At 52.9% G+C, this 22,504-nt stretch carries 18 protein-coding genes; 8 read left to right on the forward strand and 10 right to left on the reverse strand.

The window, feature by feature from the left end:
- Positions 1-234: 234 nt before the first annotated feature.
- From IEX74_RS20460 to IEX74_RS20470, 3 genes are all read right to left on the reverse strand, one after another.
- Complete coding sequence (locus tag IEX74_RS20460; RefSeq protein WP_229755397.1) at positions 235-1,293, reverse strand: AI-2E family transporter; 1,059 nt, start codon at positions 1,291-1,293, stop codon at positions 235-237.
- Positions 1,294-1,694: 401 nt separating this feature from the next.
- Positions 1,695-2,714: an aldo/keto reductase gene (locus tag IEX74_RS20465; RefSeq protein ID WP_188815898.1), complete on the reverse strand. Its 1,020-nt coding sequence runs from the start codon at positions 2,712-2,714 to the stop codon at positions 1,695-1,697.
- Positions 2,715-2,866: 152 nt separating this feature from the next.
- Positions 2,867-3,868, reverse strand: a complete 1,002-nt coding sequence (locus IEX74_RS20470) for an arginase (protein ID WP_188815899.1) — start codon at positions 3,866-3,868, stop codon at positions 2,867-2,869.
- Between the two features lie 323 nt (positions 3,869-4,191).
- Between IEX74_RS20470 and IEX74_RS20475 the strand changes: the two genes are divergently transcribed.
- The 3 genes from IEX74_RS20475 to IEX74_RS20485 all read left to right on the forward strand — a co-directional run bounded on the left by IEX74_RS20475 (position 4,192) and on the right by IEX74_RS20485 (position 7,751).
- The gene (locus IEX74_RS20475; protein WP_188815900.1) at positions 4,192-5,592 is read left to right on the forward strand and encodes a type III PLP-dependent enzyme domain-containing protein; all 1,401 of its coding nucleotides are present in this window, start codon (positions 4,192-4,194) and stop codon (positions 5,590-5,592) included.
- A gap of 441 nt (positions 5,593-6,033) precedes the next feature.
- Positions 6,034-6,186, forward strand: coding sequence for a hypothetical protein (locus IEX74_RS20480; protein ID WP_188815901.1), 153 nt, complete (start codon positions 6,034-6,036; stop codon positions 6,184-6,186).
- 464 nt (positions 6,187-6,650) lie between these two features.
- Entirely contained in the window at positions 6,651-7,751 is a 1,101-nt protein-coding gene (locus IEX74_RS20485) for an exostosin domain-containing protein (RefSeq protein ID WP_188815902.1), read from the forward strand.
- Positions 7,752-7,819: 68 nt separating this feature from the next.
- Here the strand turns inward: IEX74_RS20485 and IEX74_RS20490 are convergent, their stop codons facing one another.
- The gene (locus tag IEX74_RS20490; RefSeq protein ID WP_188815903.1) at positions 7,820-8,377 is read right to left on the reverse strand and encodes a D-glycero-alpha-D-manno-heptose-1,7-bisphosphate 7-phosphatase; all 558 of its coding nucleotides are present in this window, start codon (positions 8,375-8,377) and stop codon (positions 7,820-7,822) included.
- A 179-nt stretch (positions 8,378-8,556) separates the two neighbouring features.
- On the opposite strand from IEX74_RS20490, the gene hemG reads away from it, so the two are divergent.
- The 3 genes from hemG to IEX74_RS20505 are packed head-to-tail and all read left to right on the forward strand — an operon-like array spanning position 8,557 to position 11,712.
- Positions 8,557-9,885 (forward strand): protoporphyrinogen oxidase, encoded by a 1,329-nt coding sequence (gene hemG, locus IEX74_RS20495; RefSeq protein WP_188815904.1) that lies wholly within the window; start codon positions 8,557-8,559, stop codon positions 9,883-9,885.
- A 17-nt stretch (positions 9,886-9,902) separates the two neighbouring features.
- Entirely contained in the window at positions 9,903-10,709 is an 807-nt protein-coding gene (locus IEX74_RS20500) for a polyprenol monophosphomannose synthase (protein ID WP_188815905.1), read from the forward strand.
- A 58-nt stretch (positions 10,710-10,767) separates the two neighbouring features.
- Positions 10,768-11,712, forward strand: coding sequence for a TerC family protein (locus tag IEX74_RS20505; RefSeq protein WP_188815906.1), 945 nt, complete (start codon positions 10,768-10,770; stop codon positions 11,710-11,712).
- Between the two features lie 67 nt (positions 11,713-11,779).
- Here the strand turns inward: IEX74_RS20505 and IEX74_RS20510 are convergent, their stop codons facing one another.
- Positions 11,780-13,909, reverse strand: coding sequence for a biosynthetic peptidoglycan transglycosylase (locus IEX74_RS20510; protein ID WP_188815907.1), 2,130 nt, complete (start codon positions 13,907-13,909; stop codon positions 11,780-11,782).
- A 158-nt stretch (positions 13,910-14,067) separates the two neighbouring features.
- On the opposite strand from IEX74_RS20510, the gene purB reads away from it, so the two are divergent.
- Together purB and IEX74_RS20520 are read left to right on the forward strand one after the other, a co-directional pair.
- Positions 14,068-15,423 (forward strand): adenylosuccinate lyase, encoded by a 1,356-nt coding sequence (gene purB / locus IEX74_RS20515; RefSeq protein ID WP_188815908.1) that lies wholly within the window; start codon positions 14,068-14,070, stop codon positions 15,421-15,423.
- Positions 15,424-15,540: 117 nt separating this feature from the next.
- Positions 15,541-16,638 carry a glycosyltransferase family 9 protein gene (locus IEX74_RS20520; protein WP_188815909.1) on the forward strand — a complete coding sequence of 366 codons (1,098 nt, stop codon included), beginning with the start codon at positions 15,541-15,543 and terminating at the stop codon, positions 16,636-16,638.
- Between the two features lie 68 nt (positions 16,639-16,706).
- On the opposite strand, the gene IEX74_RS20525 is transcribed toward IEX74_RS20520, so the two are convergent.
- The 5 genes from IEX74_RS20525 to IEX74_RS20545 form a co-directional block, all read right to left on the reverse strand.
- Positions 16,707-17,834, reverse strand: a complete 1,128-nt coding sequence (locus IEX74_RS20525) for a glycosyltransferase (RefSeq protein ID WP_188815910.1) — start codon at positions 17,832-17,834, stop codon at positions 16,707-16,709.
- Between the two features lie 107 nt (positions 17,835-17,941).
- Positions 17,942-18,928, reverse strand: coding sequence for a glycosyltransferase family 2 protein (locus tag IEX74_RS20530; protein WP_188815911.1), 987 nt, complete (start codon positions 18,926-18,928; stop codon positions 17,942-17,944).
- Positions 18,921-19,457 (reverse strand): DUF4199 domain-containing protein, encoded by a 537-nt coding sequence (locus IEX74_RS20535; protein ID WP_188815912.1) that lies wholly within the window; start codon positions 19,455-19,457, stop codon positions 18,921-18,923. Before IEX74_RS20535 ends, IEX74_RS20530 begins: the two co-directional genes overlap by 8 nt.
- Positions 19,458-19,492: 35 nt before the next feature.
- Entirely contained in the window at positions 19,493-20,023 is a 531-nt protein-coding gene (locus tag IEX74_RS20540; protein ID WP_262892050.1) for a DUF4199 domain-containing protein, read from the reverse strand.
- A 58-nt stretch (positions 20,024-20,081) separates the two neighbouring features.
- Positions 20,082-22,145, reverse strand: a complete 2,064-nt coding sequence (locus IEX74_RS20545; RefSeq protein ID WP_229755398.1) for a BatA domain-containing protein — start codon at positions 22,143-22,145, stop codon at positions 20,082-20,084.
- Positions 22,146-22,504 lie beyond the last annotated feature (359 nt).

A 22,504-nucleotide genomic window follows, 5' to 3' on the forward strand; every position in this document is an offset into this window, starting at 1 on the left:
AGCAGATGAGCGCCGGCGCCGCTAAGCGGCTACTGCCACAAGCCGAAGCTCAGGCAGCCGATGACTTGGAATCTGCTTCCGATTTCTGGCGCAAAGGTAGAAAGGCTAGGGGGAACGTAAGGGAAAAGTTGTGGTAGGTGGAGCTACAGTTGGCCTCCTTCGTGCGTGAAGGCAGATGGGTATTCTATTGATAAAAGCACAGCAAACTACTTCGCCTGGAAGCTTAGCTGACCCTCAATCAACGGCTCGATGGAATAGTCGTTTGAACTTGTCTAGCCATTTGGGCTCTGCCACCTCGCCTTCAAGCAGAAATGCATATGGATGCAGTTCCGTCACGTGGGAGCATATAATGCGGATGATAGCGAGCAGCGGCTCAAATAAGATCATGCCCGGAATACCCCAAAGCAGCTCGCCGGCTACTACCCCTACAATAGTAAAAATGGGGCTTAGGTTGAGTCGGGAACCCATTACTAGCGGCTCAATGATGTTGTTGTCGATGACTTGTGCCGCCGCTATAATGGCCGCTGTAGGTAGCACCTGAGTAGCGGAGCCACTTACTAGCGCCATCATTAAGGGAAAAAAGGCGCCAACAAAAGCGCCAACATAGGGCACTAGCGTGGGCAATGCGCCAATAAACGCCAACAGTAGCGCATTCTTCAGCCCAGCAATGGAGAAGCCAATGGCGTAGAAAACCGTTAAAAATATGATCGAGACAAATCGGCCGCTTAGGTATTGTCCAGCTACTCGCCGCATCTGGTCGAGCATCTGTCCCATTTCGCCTCGCCGACCTTCCGGGGCTAGGCGCAAGAAGAACTCGCGAAACTTGCTCCGACCCCAGAGAAAGAAAAACAGGTAGAGCACTACCAGCACTAAGCCACTCAGCAAACCGCTAAGTCTCCTGAGCGAAGCCGTTAGATAGCGATTGGCCGATTGCCCAGCCTTACTGACTTGCTTCTCTATGAAGCGAATCTGCTGCTGTGGTGCCACCCCAAACTGCTGCTGAATCCACTGCTGAACCTGTTCCAAGAGTTGTTGCAGCTTCTGCTGAATTTGCGGCAGCTGTTCGGAAATGCTAGCCGCTTGGGCTCCGATAATTCCAACGACGGCGCCAATGAACAGCAGCAGCAACAATATGCACAACAACCCCGACGCAACTCGACCTAGCCCCCACCGCTCAAGTCGCTGCGCCACAGGTGTCAGCAGCATAGCCAGCACCGCCGCCAGCGCAAGCGGTACCAGAAATGGGCGCCCAAAGTACAGAACTACCGCGCTGAGCACAGCTAGTAGCAACACGTGATTAGTTCGCGGAAGAGAGAGGTTTCGCATTGACAAATGCAGTTAGATTGGAGTAGGATGAGATTAATACGACAGCTGCGCTGCACCAAGCATGTGCAATAAGTTAAATAAGTATAGTTGAGGTTAAGCGGCTACCTGACTGTCCACGTAAAGCAGAACCTAGGTTTTCCTTATTTACCTACTTTATAACGCCCGCCCCCCGGCTGATCCGAAGAACGCTGCTAGTCCGTCCCAAAGGACACACCTGCGCAAAACATCCCAGATACTCAGAGCATCTGCGGCTGCGGCTACGATGATCCCGGCACCAGCACAGACGTACATCCACAACGAGACAGTGACTGACGTGACATAAAAAAAGGCTCCTCAATGAGGAGCCTTTCTAATTTGCTCTAGAACTTCTACGCCTGCCGGTCGCCTTTCGTGAAATCCAGCATCCAGCCCGGATACTCCGGGGTTAGCTTGCTAACTTCATCCAGCTTCTGCAAGTCTTCGGGGGTCAGCTGCACATCCACGGCTTTCAGGTTATCTTCCAACTGGTCCATCTTTTTAGCGCCAATGATTACGCTGGTCACGACGGGCTGGTGGAGCAGCCAGGCCAGGGCAACTTGTGCCACCGTAACGCCTTTTGCTTCGGCCAGCGGCTGCAACGCGTCGATGATGTCGTAGGCTTTTTCTTTGTCGACGGGCGGGAAGTCGAAGCCGGTGCGGCGGGAGCCTTCTTCCCCCTGGTTCTCGCGGGTGTATTTGCCGCTTAGGAAACCGCCGGCCAGCGGGCTCCACACCATTAGGCCTACTTTCTGATCTTGCAGCAATGGTACTAGCTCGCGCTCCAGGTCGCGGCCGGCAATGGTGTAGTAGGCTTGCAGCGACACGAACTTCTCGACGTGGTTGTAGGTCGAGTACGACAAGGCTTTCATCAATTGCCAGGCAGCTAGGTTGCTGGCCCCGATGTAGCGCACTTTGCCGCTCCGCACCAGGTCATCGAGGGCGCGCAGAGTTTCTTCCAGCGGCGTGAGCGGGTCGTAGCTGTGGATTTGGTAGAGGTCGATGTAATCGGTGTTCAAGCGCTTGAGGCTAGCCTCGGCCTGATCCATGATGTGCTTGCGGGTGAGGCCAACCTGGTTGGGGCCCTCACCCATCTTGCCGCGCACTTTGGTAGCCAGCACGAGGTCATGGCGGTCGATACCTAGGTTGCGGAAGGACTGGCCGGTCAGCTCTTCCGACCAGCCTTCGGAGTACACGTTGGCCGTATCGATGAAGTTGATACCCGCGTCGATGGAGCGCTTCATCAGCTCATCTACTTGCTCTTGTCCGAGCGTACCGATGGCTTGTGCCCAGCCTTTGCCGCCGAAGGTCATGGTGCCCAGGCACAGCTCCGAAACTTTCAGGCCCGTGTTGCCTAACAGATTGTATTTCATGAGGTAGGTGGAGTTGGTTGTCGTATGTGCATAAGGACTTGCAGCCGACAATTGTTTGCCTTTCTCTGTTATTCCGAGCGCAGCGAGGAATCTGGGTTCATCTTTAAAGTGGTAATCCAGATTCCTCGCGCTGCTCGGAATGACAGGTGCCCTCACCCATTTGCCACCTCGCCCCTAGGTCCGCGCGAGGTAGCTTCCTCCAGCCGCAGCCGCTCCTGAATGGCATCGGTGGCCGACTCCAGAATGTCGAAGGCATTCTTCGCCATCGTGTTTTCGGAGTCGAGCGTGGGATTTATCTCGACCATTTCGAAGCACACAACTCGCTCATTTTCCAGTAGATAATGACACAGGCTGATAGCTTCCTGCACATTCAGCCCAGCTTCTACCGGCGTGCCGGTGCCTTTGCTGAAGCGCGAATCCAGCGAATCGACATCGAACGACACGTACACCAAATCGCAGAAGCGCAGCCGCTCATAAATTTCGCGGGCTACCTGCTTAGGCCCTTTGGCGCGAAATTCATCGAGCACAAAATTTTTTACACCTAGCCTTTCCACCAGCTCATCCTCTTCGCGCTGCGTGTCGCGCACCATCACGTACACGAGGTGTTCGGGCGTGAGCTTGGGGCCGGGCTCCCCTAGATTTTGGAGGCGGCGCCAGAAGAATTCGGTTTCGGGCTCTGGCTCGTTGCGCTGCAACACGCGATTATCCTCGTTCAGGGCCATGGCCAGCGGCATGCCATGCATGTTGCCGGAAGGCGTAGTGTAGGGCGAGTGAATGTCGGCGTGGGCGTCGACCCAAACGACGCCCAGGGTCTTGTGCGGGTAGGCCGCCTTGATGCCGGCGATGGTGCCGGCGGCGTTGCTGTGGTCGCCGGCCAGCACCAACGGGAACTCCCCGAAACGTAGCGTCTGTTCCACCGTATTAGCAATGCCCTTCAGCACCGTGTACACCGAATCGATGTGCTTGGCGTAAGGGAAGTGATTTTTGTCGAACAGCACGTGGTTCAGATCGGGCACGGCAACGGCGTTGAAGCGCCGGAAATAATCAGAACCTTTGTTCAGACAAGCAATGCGCAGAGCGTCTATTCCCAGACTAGCCCCGCGGGTGCCCGCCCCTAGCTCGGAGCGAACTTCAATGAGCTTAATGCGTTTCATAACCAACTGTGCGCGACAACGACGGGCAGCCAAAGACCCAGCCGAATACCAGTCGGAGCAGGACCACGTCTCACCGCTCTCGTCCCGGACGCCCCCGTAGGAGTGTCCGCTACCACCTATCTTTGCCGGCCCTTAAAGGTGCGCAAAAGCCCGCAGAAAGGCTAGGTTGTTTCACTCATTTACGCGCTTCATGCTCTTGCTTCAGCATCTTATCCGTCTTGGGTAATCTTCCATTGTTGATGGAATTACCAGGACCTACCCGATGTTTCGGCATGCGCTTTATAGCGTTTTAACCCACAAGCTACAGACCCCTTCTCCCTTCAATGGATACCTATCACGACCTGATTTCTCAGACGTTCGACTTTCCCACTCAAGATTTTACCGTACAAAATAACGAGCTGCGCTTCCATGATATTCCCCTGATGGATATCATCCAGAAGCACGGTACGCCGTTGCGCCTCACCTACTTACCCAAGATCAGCTCCCAGATTCAGCGGGCCAAGAAGTGGTTTGCAGATGGCATCGCGAAAACAGATTACCAGGGCACTTACACCTACTGCTACTGTACCAAGTCGTCACACTTCAGCTTTGTGCTGGAAGAAGCGCTGAAGAACGATATTCAGATCGAGACGTCTTCAGGCTTCGATATCAACATCGTACGGGCGTTGTACAACAAGGGCAAGATCAACAAGCAGACCTTCATCATCGCCAACGGCTTTAAGCGCGAGCGGTACAAGCGCCACCTCACCGAGCTCATCAACGAGGGTTTCGTGAACTGCATGCCCATTCTCGACAACCTCGACGAGATTGAGTACTACCACGAAAACGTGCGTGAGAAGTGCAACCTAGGGATGCGCCTAGCTTCCGACGAAGAACCTAGGTTTCAGTTCTATACCTCGCGCCTGGGCGTGCGCTACGCCGATGCCATTCCGCTCTACGAGCAGAAGATCAAGGAAGACCCCCGCTTTGAGCTGACGATGCTGCACTACTTCATCAATACCGGCATCAAGGACACGAGCTACTACTGGTCGGAGCTGAGCCGCTTCGTGCATAAGTACTGCGAGCTGCGCAAAGTGTGCCCCACCCTCACCACCATCGACATCGGCGGCGGCCTGCCCATCCAGACCAGCATCCAGCCGGAGTACGATTATGCCTATATGATCGAAGAAATCCTGCGCACGATCAAGCGCATTTGCGCCGAAGAAGGTGTGCCGGAGCCGAACATCTTCACGGAGTTTGGCATCTTCACGGTGGGCGAAAGCGGCGTGACGCTCTACTCGATTCTGGACGAAAAGCTTCAGAACGACAAGGAGCTTTGGTACATGATTGACGGCTCGTTCATCACCAACCTGCCCGATACGTGGGCCTTGAATCAGCGCTTTATCATGCTGGCCATCAATGGCTGGCAGAAGTCCTACAAGAAGATTCAGCTCGGTGGCCTCACCTGCGACTCACAGGACTACTACAACGCCGAGAAGCACATCTACCAGGTATTCCTGCCCGAGCGCAAAAACACGGATGAGCAGAAGCTGTACGTCGGTTTCTTCCACACCGGCGCCTACCAGGAAAGCCTTTCCGGCTACGGCGGCATCAAGCACTGCCTCATCCCGGCGCCCAAACACGTCATCCTTGACCGCGCCGAAGACGGCACCCTCACCGACTATGTGTTTGCCGATGAGCAGGATAGTGAATCAATGATGCGTATATTAGGGTACCAAAGCTAGGTTACCGCTGCAAGTACCGGGCTGGCTCCACGCTGAGTCGGCCCGATACTTGTGTTTCGGGCCCAGATCTTTTCTCTGCCAACTTTCACTGCTTTCCCATGATCAAAAAAGTACTTCTTGTCGCTCTAGTAATTGTTTCTGGACTTACCTCTTGCAACAAGCAAGTTTGTCCGGCTTATAGCAAAGCTAAGGGGTCAACTTCAGCGCCCACCAACCAGACGGCTAGCATAGCTACCCCAGCTACTCACCAGTAGTACTATATCCTGATAACAATATCAGTTATCCTTAGAAACAGCAAGCAGCTTCCTTCACCTTGGTGAGGAAAGCTGCTTTTGTATTTTAGGCAAAATCTTTGTGTTAGGAACGATCTATACAATTAAGTGGTTTGCATTCCGTTTGAACCTCTTGGCATCTTCCTCTAACAAGTTATTGCATTTTTACATGAAAAACCTTCTTCTCATCGCAATAATCGGCCTTGTAGGTTTGAATTCTTGCACCACCAAATGCCCTGCTTACTCCAGCACCAAGCCGGCCACCCATGTTTCGTCGCCTATCACGGCCAGCACGTCTACTACTTCTGTTGCTCGTCAGTAATAGCAAGCTAGACAAGTGCGCCGAGGCGCATGTGGAATTAACACCGCATGAAAACCTAGGCTACCGCACGCAACAACCTTTCCCAACGAAAGCCCCGCCCTCGGTCGGGGCTTTCGGCTTTAGAAGCCTCATCTATCTATACCTAGGTTATACTACCATTGTAGTACGACACCTAGCACTGAACTTTATGCTCTTGATTAATCAGTCTGATTCTCAGGAAAATCAATATTCTTACTAAATTAATTCTATATTCAGCTTTTATATCGACTTTTGCATATTAATCAAGAGCAAGACGCAAGTTGGGTAAGTGCTGGTATTCTGCATTCCAAGTCGTCCTTAATCGTTCAGGATAAACCCTTCTGCTTGACTGACACATTAACGTCCAAGCATTAAGTTCGTCCGTGCGAAGCTATTAGTTAAAGTAGTCTAAAGGTTAAACTGCGACAACATCAAAAGAAAAACACATGAAGCTCAAGCTTTATACTGATTTAAGCCTACTAGACAAAGGCAAGCCCGTTGAACTGCTCATTCCTTTTATAGGTAATTTCGAAGAGAAGCCTGGTTCAGTTACGTACGGCAGGTTCGACGACTATCTAAAGAATGGCAAAGAGTTCTTGGAGCTTACAACGCTTGAAGAATGCGACGCTTGTTTGCTGCCAATATTCTATGATGTAATTAATGATCAGGCAAAATTCGAAAAAGAAATAGAGCCCTTCGTTAAATATGTAGAAGGCAGCAATAAAAAAGTACTGGTTTTTGTAGGCCACGACACATTGGACCTGAATATAAAGATCAAAAATGCTATTATATTCAATAGTGCCATCAGCAAATCAAAACAGCCGAAGAACGTACATCCTTGGCCGCACTTCTTTGAAGACTTCTTGGAGAAATATAATGATGGCGTATTAACAATTCGCCCCAAGGCCAGCAAACCCGTTATAGGATTTTGCGGTTATGCTCCTCCTCTTAATACCACGATGGGCAAGGAGAAGGTACTAGGCATGATCAGACTGATAGGCAACTACATGGGAATCATGCAGAAGTTTCCCGTTAAAGTAGCCCACTCCTATAGAGCACGGGCAATAATAGGACTACAACGTTCCAAAAAGGTCGTTCAGAATTTTAGGCTGAAAAGCAATTTTGCCTTTGGCCCAGACGGCCTCAACACGGGTAACATTGCTGAAGACAACTACAATTTCAGGAAGAAGTTTGTAGATAATATAATTGAGAGCGATTATACAATATGCATTCGCGGCTATGGAAACAATTCTATTCGCTTCTTTGAAACCTTATGCTGCGGCAGAATTCCAATTTTCCTGGACACTGATAGCACCGTACCTTTTGAAAACGTAATTGATTGGAAAAGCCTTTGCGTTTGGGTGGACGAGAAAGACATTGATAGAATCGGAGATATTGTTGCAGACTTTCACAACAATATCTCCGAAGAAGATTTCAAAGCGCTTCAGAAAAAGCTACGAGGAATCTGGGAAGAGTATTTAACCCCTACTGGCTTTTTCAAAAGGCTAGGTACGTATATCAATGAAGAAAGCTTGATCGAAAATTAGCAAGTAGAATTATAAAGGAATGCGGGGTAGAAGTTGAGCAGAAACTTAACTTCTACCCCGCATTCCTTTTAGCAAAGATATTGCACCTGACCTAGGATAATATCGGTGGCCGCTGCCAGGTTGGCGGCATAAGGTTGATACGCGCCTACTTCGCTGTGACCTACCAGGATGCCCCGCACGCCAACCCGCGCTCCGGCCTCCAGGTCGCGTAGTCGGTCGCCCACAATCCAGCACTGAGTTGGGTCGAGGTGGAAGCGCGCAATGGCTTTCTCCAGCATCAGGGGAGCCGGCTTGCGCGACAACGATTCGCTAACAGAAGGATGCGACGGAGCGAAGTAAAACGCATCAATCAGATTCCCAATGGCTTGCTGCAGCTTATCGTGGCAGGCATGCATCTCAGCAGGTGTAAAGAGACCTTTGGCGATGCCTGCCTGGTTTGTGACGACAATAAGGTAATAGCCAGCAGCTTTGAGGCGGACCAAGCTTTCCGGCACTCCTGCCAGCACCGTGAAATCCTCCAGGCGCCATACATAGTCGCCGATTTCCTCATTCAGCACCCCATCGCGGTCCAGAAAAATGGCTTTGTTGCGCTTGGGCAACTCAGTCGTAGAGTTTGAGTTATTCATCAGTCCAAAACTACATTCTGCCATGCGGAATGCGTAAAAAATCCGTTTAGCTGGTGAATTACATGGGCTCATGATTGTTACCAATCAGGCGTGGACGCCCAAGGTTGACGGCAGCACCTACCTTTGTGGCGGTGCGCTGGCATCACGTTGTTCTTTTATCTTTTCCTAAGCGTTGTATCATGGTCGCTATTCTGGGCGGTGGCATTTCCGGCCTTACACTGGCACATTACCTGCAAAAAGCAGGTGTAGCCTACGATTTGTTTGAGGCTAGCTCAACGCCTGGCGGAAATTTGCGCACAGAACAGACGAGCGATTATCTGATTGAAACCGGCCCTAATTCACTACAACTCAGCGCTGAGTTGGAAGATCTGCTTACCGACCTAGGTTTGAGCGGAGATATTCAGAATACTGCGGGTGTAAGTGCCAATCGCTACGTGCTGCGCGGTGGCCGCTATCGGAAGCTGCCCAGTTCGCCGCCCACACTACTAGCAAATGGCTTTTTCAGTCTGAAAGCGAAGTTTAATATCTTACGGGAACTGAGCCGCGCGCCGCTGCCAGCCAACCCAACTGAAACCGTAGCTGGCTTTTTTCGTCGCCGTTTCGGGTCAGAGGTCGTGGAATACGCGGTAAATCCGTTCATCTCCGGCATCTACGCCGGCGACCCGGAAGCATTACTATTGCACAAAACGTTTCCGAAGCTAGCTGAGCTGGAGCAAACCTACGGCTCAGTAGTGCGCGGACTTGCCAAAAGCAGCGGCACTGGCGGACGCCGACGCATTATCTCGCTCCGTGCGGGCCTGCAAATGCTGCCCATCACCTTAGCTAATCAGCTTACGAACTACCACGCTGGTGAGTCGGTTACGTCACTTACCCGGTTGCCAAACGGCCACTATCAGGTGCAGCTTGCGGGTGGCTTAGCTCCGCAACATTACACGGATGTGGTACTTGCTTTGCCCACGTACGCGGCTGCTCCGCTGCTTCAGCCTTTATTTCCGGAAGCAGCCAAGGCGCTTGCCGGCGTGTACTACCCCCCAATGGCGGCTGTGTACACGGCTTATCGTCGGGCCGATGTAGCACACCCGCTGGATGGCTTTGGCGCGCTGCATCCACGCATAGAGCAGCCATATGCCGCTGGCAGCATCTGGACCAGCTCGCTTTTTTCTAACCGGTGCCCGGCCGACCAAGTGCTATTTACCACATTTGTGGGCGGCAGCCAGTACGAAGCGCAGGCACAACAGCCGGAGGCGGAGCAGAAACAAGCGGTTCATCAGGAGCTTAGTCGCTTGTACGGCATTAAGGCAGCAGTTCCTGTGTGGCAAAGCCGCTACTACTGGCCGCGCGCCATCCCGCAGTTCGACCAACGCATTGTAGCGGCCCACGCCGCCGCTGACGATTTGATTACCAGCAACATTCACACCGCAGCTAACTGGCGGGCAGGGGTTGGCGTGCCTGATTGCGTGCGCCACGCCCGGCAGCTGGCCGAAAAAATTATCGGCAGCAGGCCCTAGCTATTATCTTTGAGGCAATGAACAGTGGGCTGGTCTTAATCCCGACGTACAATGAGCGCGAAAATGCGGAGCTGATTATCCGCAAAGTATTTTCGTTGCCCAAAGCGTTTGATGTGCTCATTATCGACGACGGCTCACCCGACGGCACAGCGGCTATCGTCCGAGGGTTGATGCAGGAATTCCCAGATCGGCTTTTTCTGGAAGAGCGGCAGGGCAAAATGGGCCTAGGTACCGCCTACATTCACGGCTTCCGGTGGGCGCTGATGCGCGGTTATGAGTACGTGTTTGAGATGGACGCCGACTTCTCCCACAACCCCGACGATCTTATCCGTCTTTATGAAGCCTGCGCCGTGGATGGCTACGATATGGCGATTGGCTCGCGTTATATCCAAGGCGTAAACGTGGTTAACTGGCCCATGGACCGCGTGCTGATGTCGTGGTTCGCCTCGGCCTACGTGCGCTTTATCACAGGCATGCCTATTGCTGATGCCACGGCCGGCTTTAAGTGTTATACGGCGCGGGTGCTGCGCACGGTACTACGCCACCGCATCCGTTTTGTGGGTTACGCCTTCCAGATCGAAATGAAGTGGCTCGCCTACAAGTACGGCTTCCGCATCAAGGAAGTGCCGATTATCTTCACCGATCGCACGCGCGGCGCTTCCAAAATGTCGAAAGGCATCTTCAAGGAGGCATTTTTCGGCGTTGTGCAGATGAAGGTTTACAGCTGGTTTCACCGCTTCCGGCGCGGCACAACCGACAGTAGCCAGAATGCCCCGGACGCTATTTCGGTGAGCACCGCAACCCCGGCCCAGGAATCGCGGTAAGCCTAGCATAGTTCTGCTCCGTCTTGAGGGCAGAGCTAGGTCTTGTCTCGTCCTGCGCATGGAAAACACTCCCGCCTTTTGGGTCGGCTTCAACGCTTTCGTTTTGGCGATGCTGATGCTCGACCTGCTCGTCTTCAACCGCAAAGCCCACGTGGTAAAAATGCGGGAAGCGTTGGCATGGAGTTGCTTCTGGGTAGTGTTGTCGCTGACCTTCAACTACTTCGTATACCGCACAATGGGTAGGCAGGCGGGGCTAGAATTCCTGACCGGCTATTTGATTGAAAAGTCACTGAGCGTTGATAATCTATTTGTCTTCTTGCTCATTTTCAGCTATTTCCAAGTTCCACAGCAGTATCAGCACAAAATCCTGTTCTGGGGCATCATTGGTGCTTTGGTTTTGCGAGCGGCGTTTATTCTGGCCGGAGCGGCCCTGCTGGCCAAGTTTCACATCCTGCTTTACGTGCTAGGTGCTTTCCTCATCTACACGGGCGTACGCATGGCGCTCAGCGCAGGCGAGCCGGCAATTGACCCAGATAATAACCCCGTCGTTAAGTTCCTGAGCCGCTACATGCCCGTGACCAGCAAGCTGGAGGGCGACAAGTTCTTTGTGCGTAAAGACAAGCTGCTGTTTGCCACGCCATTATTTGTGGTGCTGCTCATGGTCGAAACGACGGACGTGATGTTTGCCGTCGATTCTATCCCGGCTATTCTGGCGGTTTCGCGCGACACATTTATCGTGTACACGTCCAACGTGTTTGCTTTGCTAGGTCTGCGGGCTATGTATTTCGCCTTGGCCGGGCTGATGAAGCTCTTTCACTACCTGCACTACGGGCTGGCCCTGATCCTGGTCTTCATTGGTGCTAAGCTGCTCGGCACCGACTACCTGGCGGCGCGTGGCTACGAAATTCCGATGAGCCTTTCGCTTGGCTTAGTAGGTTTTATCTTGGCTGCATCCGTTATCATATCTCTTATTTTCCCTAAACAGGAAGAAGAGCCGTTATAATCTTGCCTCCCTAGTTTACAAAAAAAGCCTCTCTGAATTGAATCAAGGAGGCTTTTCTTTTACTGTTCTATGGTTTCTGCGGCGGTGGCGCTGGCTGCTCGTCGGGTGTATTGCTGTTCACCCCCGCGTCGGGTGCCTGACCGCCGCCAAGCAAGTCAATTAGGTTAAGGGGCTCAAACTGCGACGAGTCGGCAGCAGCCGGGCGCGTGGTGTCACGGGCCGTCACGATATACTTGCGAGCGGGACCGTTTAGCGCGACGCCGAGGGCCATATTCTCGCGGTCAGCTTGCGTGATCATGCCGCGCTCCACCATAATGTCGGCGATGAGGCGATAGAAGTAGCGGGTGCTGCCCCGCAGGTTGCCGTAGCTGTCGAAGGAGTAGCGGTAGAACTTAGGCTTGGGGATGATGCTCGCCAGGTACAGGCTCTCCGAGAGGTTGAGATCGTCGGGCTGCTTGGCAAAGTAAAAGCGGGCCGCATCCTTCACCCCGTAGATTTTCGGGCCCCACTCAATGATGTTCAGGTACACCTCAAACATGCGCTCCTTACTCACGAGGCGCGTATTTTCAATAAGCCACACAATGAGCATCTCTTCCACCTTGCGGGCCACGGTTTTTTGACGCGTCAGGAACACGTTTTTCACGAGCTGCATGGAAATCGTGCTGCCGCCGCGGGCGAAGCGATGCTCCTTCAGGTTCTGGATAGCCGATTTCACGAAGGCCTTCTCCATGAAACCTTTGTGAGTAAAAAACCTAGGGTCCTCGGCCGTCTGAATGGCGCTTTTCAGGTAGTTCGATACCTGATCGTACGGCACAAAATCCTTGTTGTCGGAACCAACTAGGAACGTTTTGATGGAGTCGCCTTTGTCGTTGTAGGCAGTGTAGGCAAATTCCTCGTTGAGCTTATTCAGGTTTTCCTGTCCAAAGTGCGTAATGCGGAAGTTCTTGCCGCGCAACGACGAATCAAACTTCAGGCTATCTACCTGGTTCATATCCAGGGATGTATGCAGGCTGTACTTTAACGTGCCTTCGCCCTGCATCCCTTCCAGCGCCTCAAACATGCCGCCGGGCAACGACGCAAAAAAGTCGTTTGCGGGCGTCTCAGCCGATTCTATATCCGCCGAAACCTGCAAGCCCGCTAGAAAGTCGCTGCGCTTCTTCACGCCGTTGGCTTTGCCAATCACGCGTTGCGGTACCGGCAGCTTACGGATGCTGAACGTGGGGTAAAACTCGATGCGGTTGAGCCGCACTTTGGTGCCTTTTTCCAGCACCATCGACGCCTGACCTAGGGTGGTGATGAAGTTGATGCCGCCGTGCGGCACCACAATGTCGCGGGCAGCCAGTTTAGGCTGGTTGAGCACAAAGTTGGTGGCGGAGGCCGAACCGCGTAGCGTCAGCTGCTCGTCGTCGAAGTCTTTACCATCTAGGCTCACGCGCATCGTGTCGAACTGCACGCGCGTATTGAGGCGACGCTGCAAGTAGGGCAACGTCACGGGCTGCCGGTTCAGGCCGTACACCTGCGCCGCTAGCTCATAGTCGCCAGCTTCTACGTGGCCAGTGATACCCAAGCGGTTAGTGACCGAATCGATGACGGCCGTAAGTTGGCCCTTAATGTCACCGTCTTCAATCGTGAGGCTTGGCATGGTTATCTGCGCCTGGTGGCGCGGACTATCGTAGGTGACCAAGAAGTTCTTGAAAGCCGCCTCGCCCGGAACGTTATCGAACCCGGCTTCCAGCAGTTGGTTCAGCAGAACGCCGTAGTTGGTTCCCTTGGCCGTATCGCGCGCAGCCGTTGTTCTTTTCTTCTTCCGATACAGGAACGAGAAATTGTCCGTCGCGGCCGTTTTGCGGGCCGTCAGGCGGGCATTATCGATTTGCAGATTGCTGAACACCGGCCGGCCGGCAAACAACGACCGTACGCTCAGCGAAGCATCAATGCTTGAGGCCCGCAGCAGCGTGTCGTGGCCAGTGGGCACTAAGGCTACGCCGTCGATGCGCACGGAATTCAGATCTGTGAAGCGGGCCGGACCTAGGGTCAGCTGCACGGGGTACTTGCGCTCGACTTTCGCCTTCACCTGAACCAAGGCATAATTGAGCAGTTGCTGACGCTTAAGCAAAAAAACGCCCAGCGCCACGGCCAGTAGCGTTACCAGAATGCCCAGGCCAATACCTATTTTTTTCTTAACAGCAGAATTCACGCGGAGAATCAGAGGGAGAGAATTGCAACGGACAGGTACGAGTTTCATACCAAATTCGTCGCCGCATACTGCACAAAGGTAGCGAAAAGCCGCGCGCTTAGCTTCGTCGGACGGTTCGGCTTTCGTTACCTTTGGCCCATCTGGCCATCCTCTTCGCTATGTCTTTCCCCACAACCCTCACCCCGCTTACCGCCGTTTCGCCCCTCGACGGGCGCTACCACCGCCAAACTGCGCTGTTAGCGCCTTACTTCTCGGAACTGGCGCTGATTCGCTTTCGGGTGCTGGTGGAAATAGAATACTTTATCGCCCTCTGCGAATTGCCGCTGCCGCAGCTAGCAAGCGTCGACCCGACTGTGTTTCCGGCGTTGCGCGCTATTTACCAGGGCTTTGGTGAGCCAGAAGCAGAGGCAGTGAAAGCCCACGAGCGAGTAACCAATCACGACGTAAAGGCGGTGGAATACTTTCTTCGCGACCAGTTCACGACCCTAGGTTTGGGGCAACATCTGGAGTTTATTCACTTCGGGCTCACCTCACAGGACATCAACAATACGGCGATTCCGCTGAGCCTCAAACAGGCGTTGCTCCAGGTGCTGTTGCCCGCTTATGCCCAAGTTCGCAATCAGCTCGCTACGCGCGCCGACGAGTGGAAAGAGGTGCCGATGCTGGCCCGCACGCACGGGCAGCCCGCCTCCCCTACCCGCTTGGGCAAGGAAATAATGGTGTTCGTGGCCCGACTCGATGCGCAGGTAGAGCTGCTAGGGCAGGTGCCATTCGGGGCGAAGTTTGGGGGCGCGACCGGCAACTTCAACGCCCACCACGTTGCCTATCCGCAGATCGACTGGAATCAGTTTGCCAACCATTTCGTGAACGAAACGCTACACCTGCACCGCAGCTACCCGACCACCCAGATTGAGCACTACGACCATCTGGCTGCCACCTGCGACGGACTCAAGCGCCTCAACACCATCCTGATAGACCTAGCCCGCGACGTGTGGCAGTACATTTCGATAGGCTATTTCCGTCAGACCATCAAGGCGGGTGAGGTTGGCTCGTCGGCCATGCCGCACAAGGTAAACCCCATCGATTTTGAAAATGCGGAGGGTAACCTAGGTGTTGCCAATGCATTGCTGGAACACCTGGCCGCCAAGCTGCCCATCTCCCGCCTCCAGCGCGACCTCACTGACTCCACGGTGCTGCGCAACCTAGGGGTGCCGCTCGGTCACACGCTCATCGCGCTGACCTCGCTGCAACGCGGCCTCAATAAGCTGGCCCTCGACGAAGAAGCGCTCCGCCGCGACCTGGAAGCCAACTGGCCCGTGGTGGCCGAAGCCATTCAAACCATTTTGCGCCGCGAAAACTATCCCGACCCCTACAACGCTCTGAAAGCACTGACGCGCACAGGCACTTCCATTTCGGCTGAGACGATTCGGGAGTTCGTGGAAACGCTGGATGTGAGCGAAGGGGTGAAAGCCGAACTGCGCGCTATTTCCCCCTCGAATTACCTCGGTATCTAACCGCGGTTAGCTTACCGTCGCTATCTGCTATGGCGCTACAATCCTGGCTGGAGGCCCACTCCAGCCAGGATTGCACGTCATTATCTTTGCCCAATACTTCTTCTAAGCATCCTAGTAATGCCTGAACTGAACGGCATCCTCGTCCACCCCGATTGCCGCCATTTTCGCGGTGATATTCCCTGTCGTCCCAACAAAGAGCATGGCTATGTGTGCGCCGGCTGCCCAGTGTACGCGCCTGTTAAAGAGCGAATTCTGATTATCAAGCTAGGTGCTATCGGCGACGTAATTCGGACGACACCCCTGCTGCGGCGGTTGCGACAGGAGTATCCGGCGGCTAAGATCACCTGGCTTACGCTCACGCCCGCTATCCTGCCTGCCGGCGCCGTGGATGAGATTCTGAAGCTGGACCTAGCTTCGACGCTGCACTTACAAGCCCGCGAGTTTGACATCCTGTTCAACCTTGATAAGGACAAGGAAGCCTGCGCGCTGCACGATACTATTCGGGCTAAGCAGAAGTTTGGCTACAGGCTGCACCCCGACTACGGCGTGGCGTGGCCCGGCAATGAGCTGGCGAATCATAAGTTCCTGACCGGCGTATTCGACCAGTCTAGCCTGGAAAATCAGAAGCCTTACCCACAGGAAATCTTTGAGTTATGCGGTTATGAGTTTCGGGGCGAGGAATACGTGTTCGACAACCACCAGGACAAGGGCTACCGCTGGGATGCGCTGCCCGCCGGCAAGCCGCGCGTGGGCCTGAACACCGGCTGTGGCGACCGATGGACGACCCGCTTGTGGTCCGATGAGAAATGGGTTTCGCTGATCAGGCAGCTCCAAAGCGCCGGCTACGCGCCCATTCTGCTCGGCGGCGCGGCTGAAGATGAGCGCAACCAGCGCCTGCACACCGCTACCGGCGCCACCTACCTAGGGTATTTCCCCTTGGAGCAGTTCATCAACCTGCTCTACCAAATGGACGTCATCGTGACGCAGGTAACCATGGCCATGCACATCAGCATTGCCCTGCAAAAGCCTACGGTACTGATGAACAACATCTTCAACCCCTACGAATTCGACCTCTATGGCCGCGGCCAGATTGTGCAGCCCGACCGCCAGTGCGTGTGCTTCTACCGTGGCACCTGCAAGCTAGGTACCAGTTGTATGGAAGACTTACCAGCCGAGAAAGTCTTGAGCGCGGTGCAAGCCAGCATGAGCGTGTAGCTCCGGAAAGCTAGCCTGATAAGAGCCTAAGTTTCAACGGTGCCAAGTGCAGCCGGGACCTAGGCTCTTTAACTTGCCACAGCTTTCAGCGCCGCTACCATTTCCGACCACGAAAATTGCTTTTTTCGGGCCCACACACCGGCAGCAAACTCGGCCTCCCGACTGTTTTCGTAGAAATCAACCAGCGCGTCGGCAATGGCTTTGGGCTGCGCCTTGGTAACGTACCCAACTTCGCCGGCCGGAATTAACTCGGCTAAGCCGCCAACGTCGGTCACGAGCATCGGCCGCTCGAAGTGGTAAGCAATCTGTGAAACGCCGCTCTGGGTGGCATTTTTGTAAGGCTGCACCACAATATCGGAAGCGCAGAAGTAATTGGCTACCTGTTCGTTTGGAATGAAATCGGTGGCGCGCACCAGGCGGCTTTCCAGGTTATACTTCTGGATGAGCACTTCATAGGGCGCCGCGTCTTCGTAATACTCCCCGGCAATGATCAGCTTGATGGGCAACTGAGCCAGCCGCTCGTCGGCAAATGCTTCAAGCAAGATATCAAGCCCCTTGTAGGCCCGTATGAAACCGAAAAAGAGCAGGTAGCCAAACTTCGGATCTAGGTTCAGTGCTTCCAAAGCCGCAGCTTTCGGCTTCAGGGCTCCAAAATTATCGTAAAGCGGATGCGGCTGGTACTGTGCTGGTTGCTTAAACCGCAGGCGGCGCAAATCAGCCAGCACGGCGCGCGACATCGTCACGAATCCATCACAAGCTGACAAGAAGTAGCGCGTGAACGGCCGGTCGCCAGGCCGCTTTTCGTGCGGAATGACGTTGTCAGTGATGGCAACAATGCGCGTGTGGTGGTTGCGTCGTATTCGGCGAGCAATGGTTCCGAGGGCCGGCCCCATAAACGGCAGCCAGAAGCGGAACACCACCAGATCCGGCTTTTCACGTCGCAGCTTCTCGCCCACGGCCCACCACGTCAGCGGGTTAACGGAGTTGATACTGACGTCGATAGCTAGGTCTGTGGGGCCGGGTTCGGTGCTAAACTGGGTCTGACCAGGAAATAAAAAGCTAGGGTACTGTAGACTGAACGTCACAATGCGCACCTCATCACCGGCCTCGCGAAAGGCCCGCGCCAGCCGCTCATTGTAAGTCGCTAACCCTCCTCGCAACGGATAAGCCGGGCCGATAATGACAACCTTTTTCATTTACCAATTATCATTTAACATCTTCCTATTTCTTTGATAGCTAGGCTAAAAGACTAATAAAATTGATAAATGACGAAAGACGACTGATAACTGGTAAATGATAATTGTTAACTGATATTCAGCTTGTCCCGGATTAGATATTGATTGCGGCGTGGCCCGTTGAGCTGCACCATCTCGGCCAGAAAACCGGCCAGAAAGAGCTGTACCCCAATAATAACGGCCACCAAAGACAGAAAGAACAAGGGCTGCTGCGTTACGCCACGTGCTTTAAGATTGTGCAGCGACAACCACCACTTCTCACCCGTCAGCCATACCGTAAGCACCATGCCTATTAGGAAAGACAGCGAGCCTAAGGTACCAAAAAAGTGCATGGGCCGCCGCCGAAACCGACTTACAAATGTGATACTAGCCAAGTCGAGAAAACCGTAGACAAAGCGCTCCAGCCCAAATTTCGTGACGCCGTACTTGCGTTCTTGGTGCTGCACGGCCTTCTCGCCAATGCGCCCAAAGCCGTTCCACTTGGCAATCACCGGAATGTAGCGGTGCATCTCGCCATACACCTCAATACTCTTTACCACGCGCTGGTCGTAAGACTTGAGGCCGCAATTAAAGTCATGCAGGTTGATGCCGGATATCCAACGCGTTACGCCGTTGAATAGCTTGGTCGGAAGTGTTTTACTAAGCGGATCATAGCGCTTTCTTTTCCAACCGCTTACTAGGTCATAGTGGTCCTCCACAATCATCCGGTAAAGCTCAGGCAGCTCTTCCGGCGAATCCTGCAAGTCGGCATCCATGGTGCATACGACTCGGCCAGTAGCAGCCTCAAAGGCCGTATTCAGCGCCGCCGATTTGCCGTAGTTGCGGTTGAAGCGGATGCCACGCAAGTGCGTATCCGTTTGGGCTAGCTCCTCTATCACCTCCCACGAGGCGTCGGTGCTGCCGTCGTCTACCAGAATGACTTCGTAAGTGAGCCCATGGTGCGTGAGCACGCGGTTGATCCAGCGCGTCAGCTCAGGTAAGGACTCGGCTTCATTGAGCAGCGGTACAACGATGGATAGCTCAACGGGAAAATGCTGCGATGGACGCTTACTCAAACTCGGGACGGTTATGTTTTGTGAAGGCTGTAATAATCAATCCTATAAAAACCTCCCAAACACAATTACTAGCTAATCCTTTAACGATCTGTAATGGAGACTTTACTTTTTCATCGCTCATTCCCGCTAAGCTTTTATCAATTTGTGCCTCTGTTACATTGGGTAGTGTACTCATCCAAGCTTCCATGTCTGCACGCATACGAATTACATAATCAGGATCAACTAAGTTGACATATATGTAATTAAATAAGCCAGACAACAGCCCAAAAATCACAGAGATTACGAGTACAATTAACATCCCTTGTTTGTACGTCATAAATCCTCCATTATTCTGCTTGAAGAACTTATGCGCCAAGATTGTACCTAGTGTATACACAATTATAGCAGCACCTAGGTATACAGAGTATTTAAAAGAAAGCTCCGTTAATCGTAGTATGAAATCAACAATGATCCATATCAGCCCTGTGACTAACCCATAGCGAATTGCAGCAGAGGAAGGATTAACGGCAGGTGTTGCAGTAGTTTCCATGACGATTTTGAGTTGAGGCGTGAGATAGTAACTGGCTATTTCCGAAGGAAAATTCCGCCGGGTATAGCGAACAGGAAACCTAGCAGCATCTTCTTCACAAACTCATCTTGGGCTAGACCCTCGGGTTTCGTCGGACCACCTAAAGCCTGCTGCTCCAATTCATATTGCTTTGCGCCACCAGGCTGCTTTAAGTAATAACTGCGTGCTCCTTGCAAAATTTGCCGGGCCTCTACTGCATTACGCTCCAGCAATATTGGGCTAGCAGCGCGGGCAAAACCATATAAGGTAGCGGCCGAAACGGCAGACGCTATCAAAGCCGTGAGCAGCCCCGTTCCAATTGCCCGACCTAGCCCCGGCCCATTGGCGTAATACCGTCGAACAAACCACTGACTTGCAATTACAGCTACAGGTACCAGGGGCACGGTCATCAGGCGCCGCGGGCCGTATGGATTACTACCAGCCAGATTCAATAAAATCACCCAACCTAGGGTTAAAACTCCTAACCCAACACCAAAGAGCAGGGCCGTTCTAAGGACTGGTTGAGCAGAAGAATTAGTTGATTCCACGTGTTAAAAATGAGGCAGCAAGATAACGGAATTTGCTCCAACTATCTTGTGGCTCTGTTTAGGCCGCGTTAGCAATGGGCTGCTGTGCGGCAGTCTGCCGACGACCACCAAAACGCAGTAGCAACACTTCTGCTAGCAGGCAAGCCAAGGCTCCCCATAAGCAATAGCGCCAAAGAGGCGTACCAACGCGTTCTGCTCGATATTGGGATGCAACCGAGGTCCCAGCGCTGGCATCGTACACTCGCATATTAGATCGATTTCCGATCATAGCGCGCAACTCTTGGGCAGAGTAGTGAGCTAGATTTGATTCACGTTTATCGAAGTTGAAGGCCAAGGTAGCCACCATCCGCCCATTGCGCGAAAGCTGGTAGAAGCCAGGAGCCTGCATCTCCGGCGGCACATCGAAGCGCAATTCTCCAGCCTGGATACGCTGCACTGGAATAAACGTCAGACTGTCTTTCGTAAGCTTAAACACACGTTCCGCACGGCCTGCAGTTTCACTGCCATCTATGGCAAGCGCCACCGTCCTTTGATTCAGCCGGTAAGCAGGCTGCTGATCGTTGCGAAAACTCTGCATGGCCAGTCGGTACATCACGGGCACAAAGAGCGCATGGTTAGTAAAACTGGAATACCTCTCATCAAAGGGCGCCGAGAACAGGTACACCTTGCCTTTTCCACTTGGGAAGCCAGCTAAGTAAGCTTCTCCGTCGCGCATGTGCAACACATCTATTCCCGAGCGTGACCAATGCAGCACAGGGGCTGCTTTCGGCATTACGGCCGGCCGGTTCTGTCGCGCAAACACTTCACGAAAGAAAGGATTTTGCAGATTTGGCGAGGCTAAATCCCGCAAACTAGGCTTGTCAGTTAGGCTGGGCTCCCACTGCACGGTACCTAGGCCTAAGTCGTGGAATAGCGTGTTGTAAGACTGTCGTCCAGTTGCGTCGGCTGGTGGCACAATGACTAGTGTAGCGCCCCGTTGCACTGCTTGTTGCAAGTTCTCTCTTAAGCTGGTTTCGATCCGCGGCAACTCCTGTATCAGCACCAAATTAGCCGCCGTAAGTGCTCGATAATCTACGCTGTTGGGCTTACCAAGAGTATAGCTAAACATAGGCTCATTGGCATAAAGACGTTGTGTGGCGGCTTTGTCAGAAGCTAGTTCAGCTATTCTAATTTGTGGGGCAGGCTGTAACGTGAAATAATAGGTATTATCAAATGTAACGGGAAAATCTTCAATTTCCACCCGGCACCTCTGCAAGTCGCGTCCGGTCAAACGCACCTGCACGGTAGTTGCTGTGCTAGCACCGGCTTCTACGGAGGTCTGGAAAGCCGCTGCCTGTCGCTCCCCGATAAACAACCTGACTTGGCAATTATTAGCGGCCACATTACCGCCATTGTGCACCCGAATTTTAATGGACAGGTCAGCATCGACACGCACGAAGGCATCATCTAGCATTAAACTATCTACATACACATTTTTACCTTCTTTGCCTACTACCGGCACCAAAAAGACCTGTTGTGTCGTATCGAATCCGGTAATGAACTGAGGTGAAAAGTCATTTTTCTGAAAATCTGAGAATATATATATCTGCCCTTCTTGCCTCACTCCTGTTTCTACTAAGCGCGCTAATGTCGTTTGCAGAGAGGCTGTGTGGCCCGAGATGCCTAGTTGCTCTAAGCTCGTACGGTAAGCTGATTCTGTTAGCCTCCTATGTGGCTTATTTACTAGTTCAAAATACGTCGAAGCAGGATAAACAGTCGTCAGGTCACGCGCTTGCTCCACTACCTGATCGAAGGCTGTCTGCTCTTCTTCGCCCTGCACTTGCATACTAGGCGAAGTATCTACCAAGACCTTCACGGAATTGCTATTCCTATTTTTCTGCGGAGCAGGCAAGAAAGGCTGACAAAATACTAACACCAGAAATACGATAAAGCCAAGCCGGACTAAGAGAACCAGCAAATGCTTCACCTTCCGTTGACGTGCTGTAACAAGCTTTACTTCCCGGATGAAGCCGGTATTACTGAATAAAACACGCTTCGGTCGGCGTAATTCAAACAGATGGATTACAATTGGAACTGCCAGAGCCAGCAATCCTAGCAAGAACCACGGATAAGTTAACGACATACTTGCTGATTAAAGCTAAAAACTCAAGATCAAGCTATAACGCAACAATACTCAAAATCATAGCAACAAATACTAAAGTATCTTCTTACGCTTACTGAATAATGTTAAAAAAGATCTATTAACCCTATCTGTCAACATCTATTATAAATCAATGCCTGAGTCGCAGATGATATTCTGGTTAAATAACGCACTTTAGCGTCTACATCTTGCTTGGATAGTTTGGCAGGAGTGCGTTGCGTAGCGAAGGGCGGGGGGTAAACGAGTTCAGCCCTGACTGTTCGCGCGGAGGGCAGCGACCAGCCAGGGCTGAAGAACAAGCAAAGGTTGGCGGCGACCGACTCTCCCACCGGTGAAGGCAG

The organism is Hymenobacter cavernae (assembly GCF_014641455.1).
Taxonomy (GTDB): domain Bacteria; phylum Bacteroidota; class Bacteroidia; order Cytophagales; family Hymenobacteraceae; genus Hymenobacter; species Hymenobacter cavernae.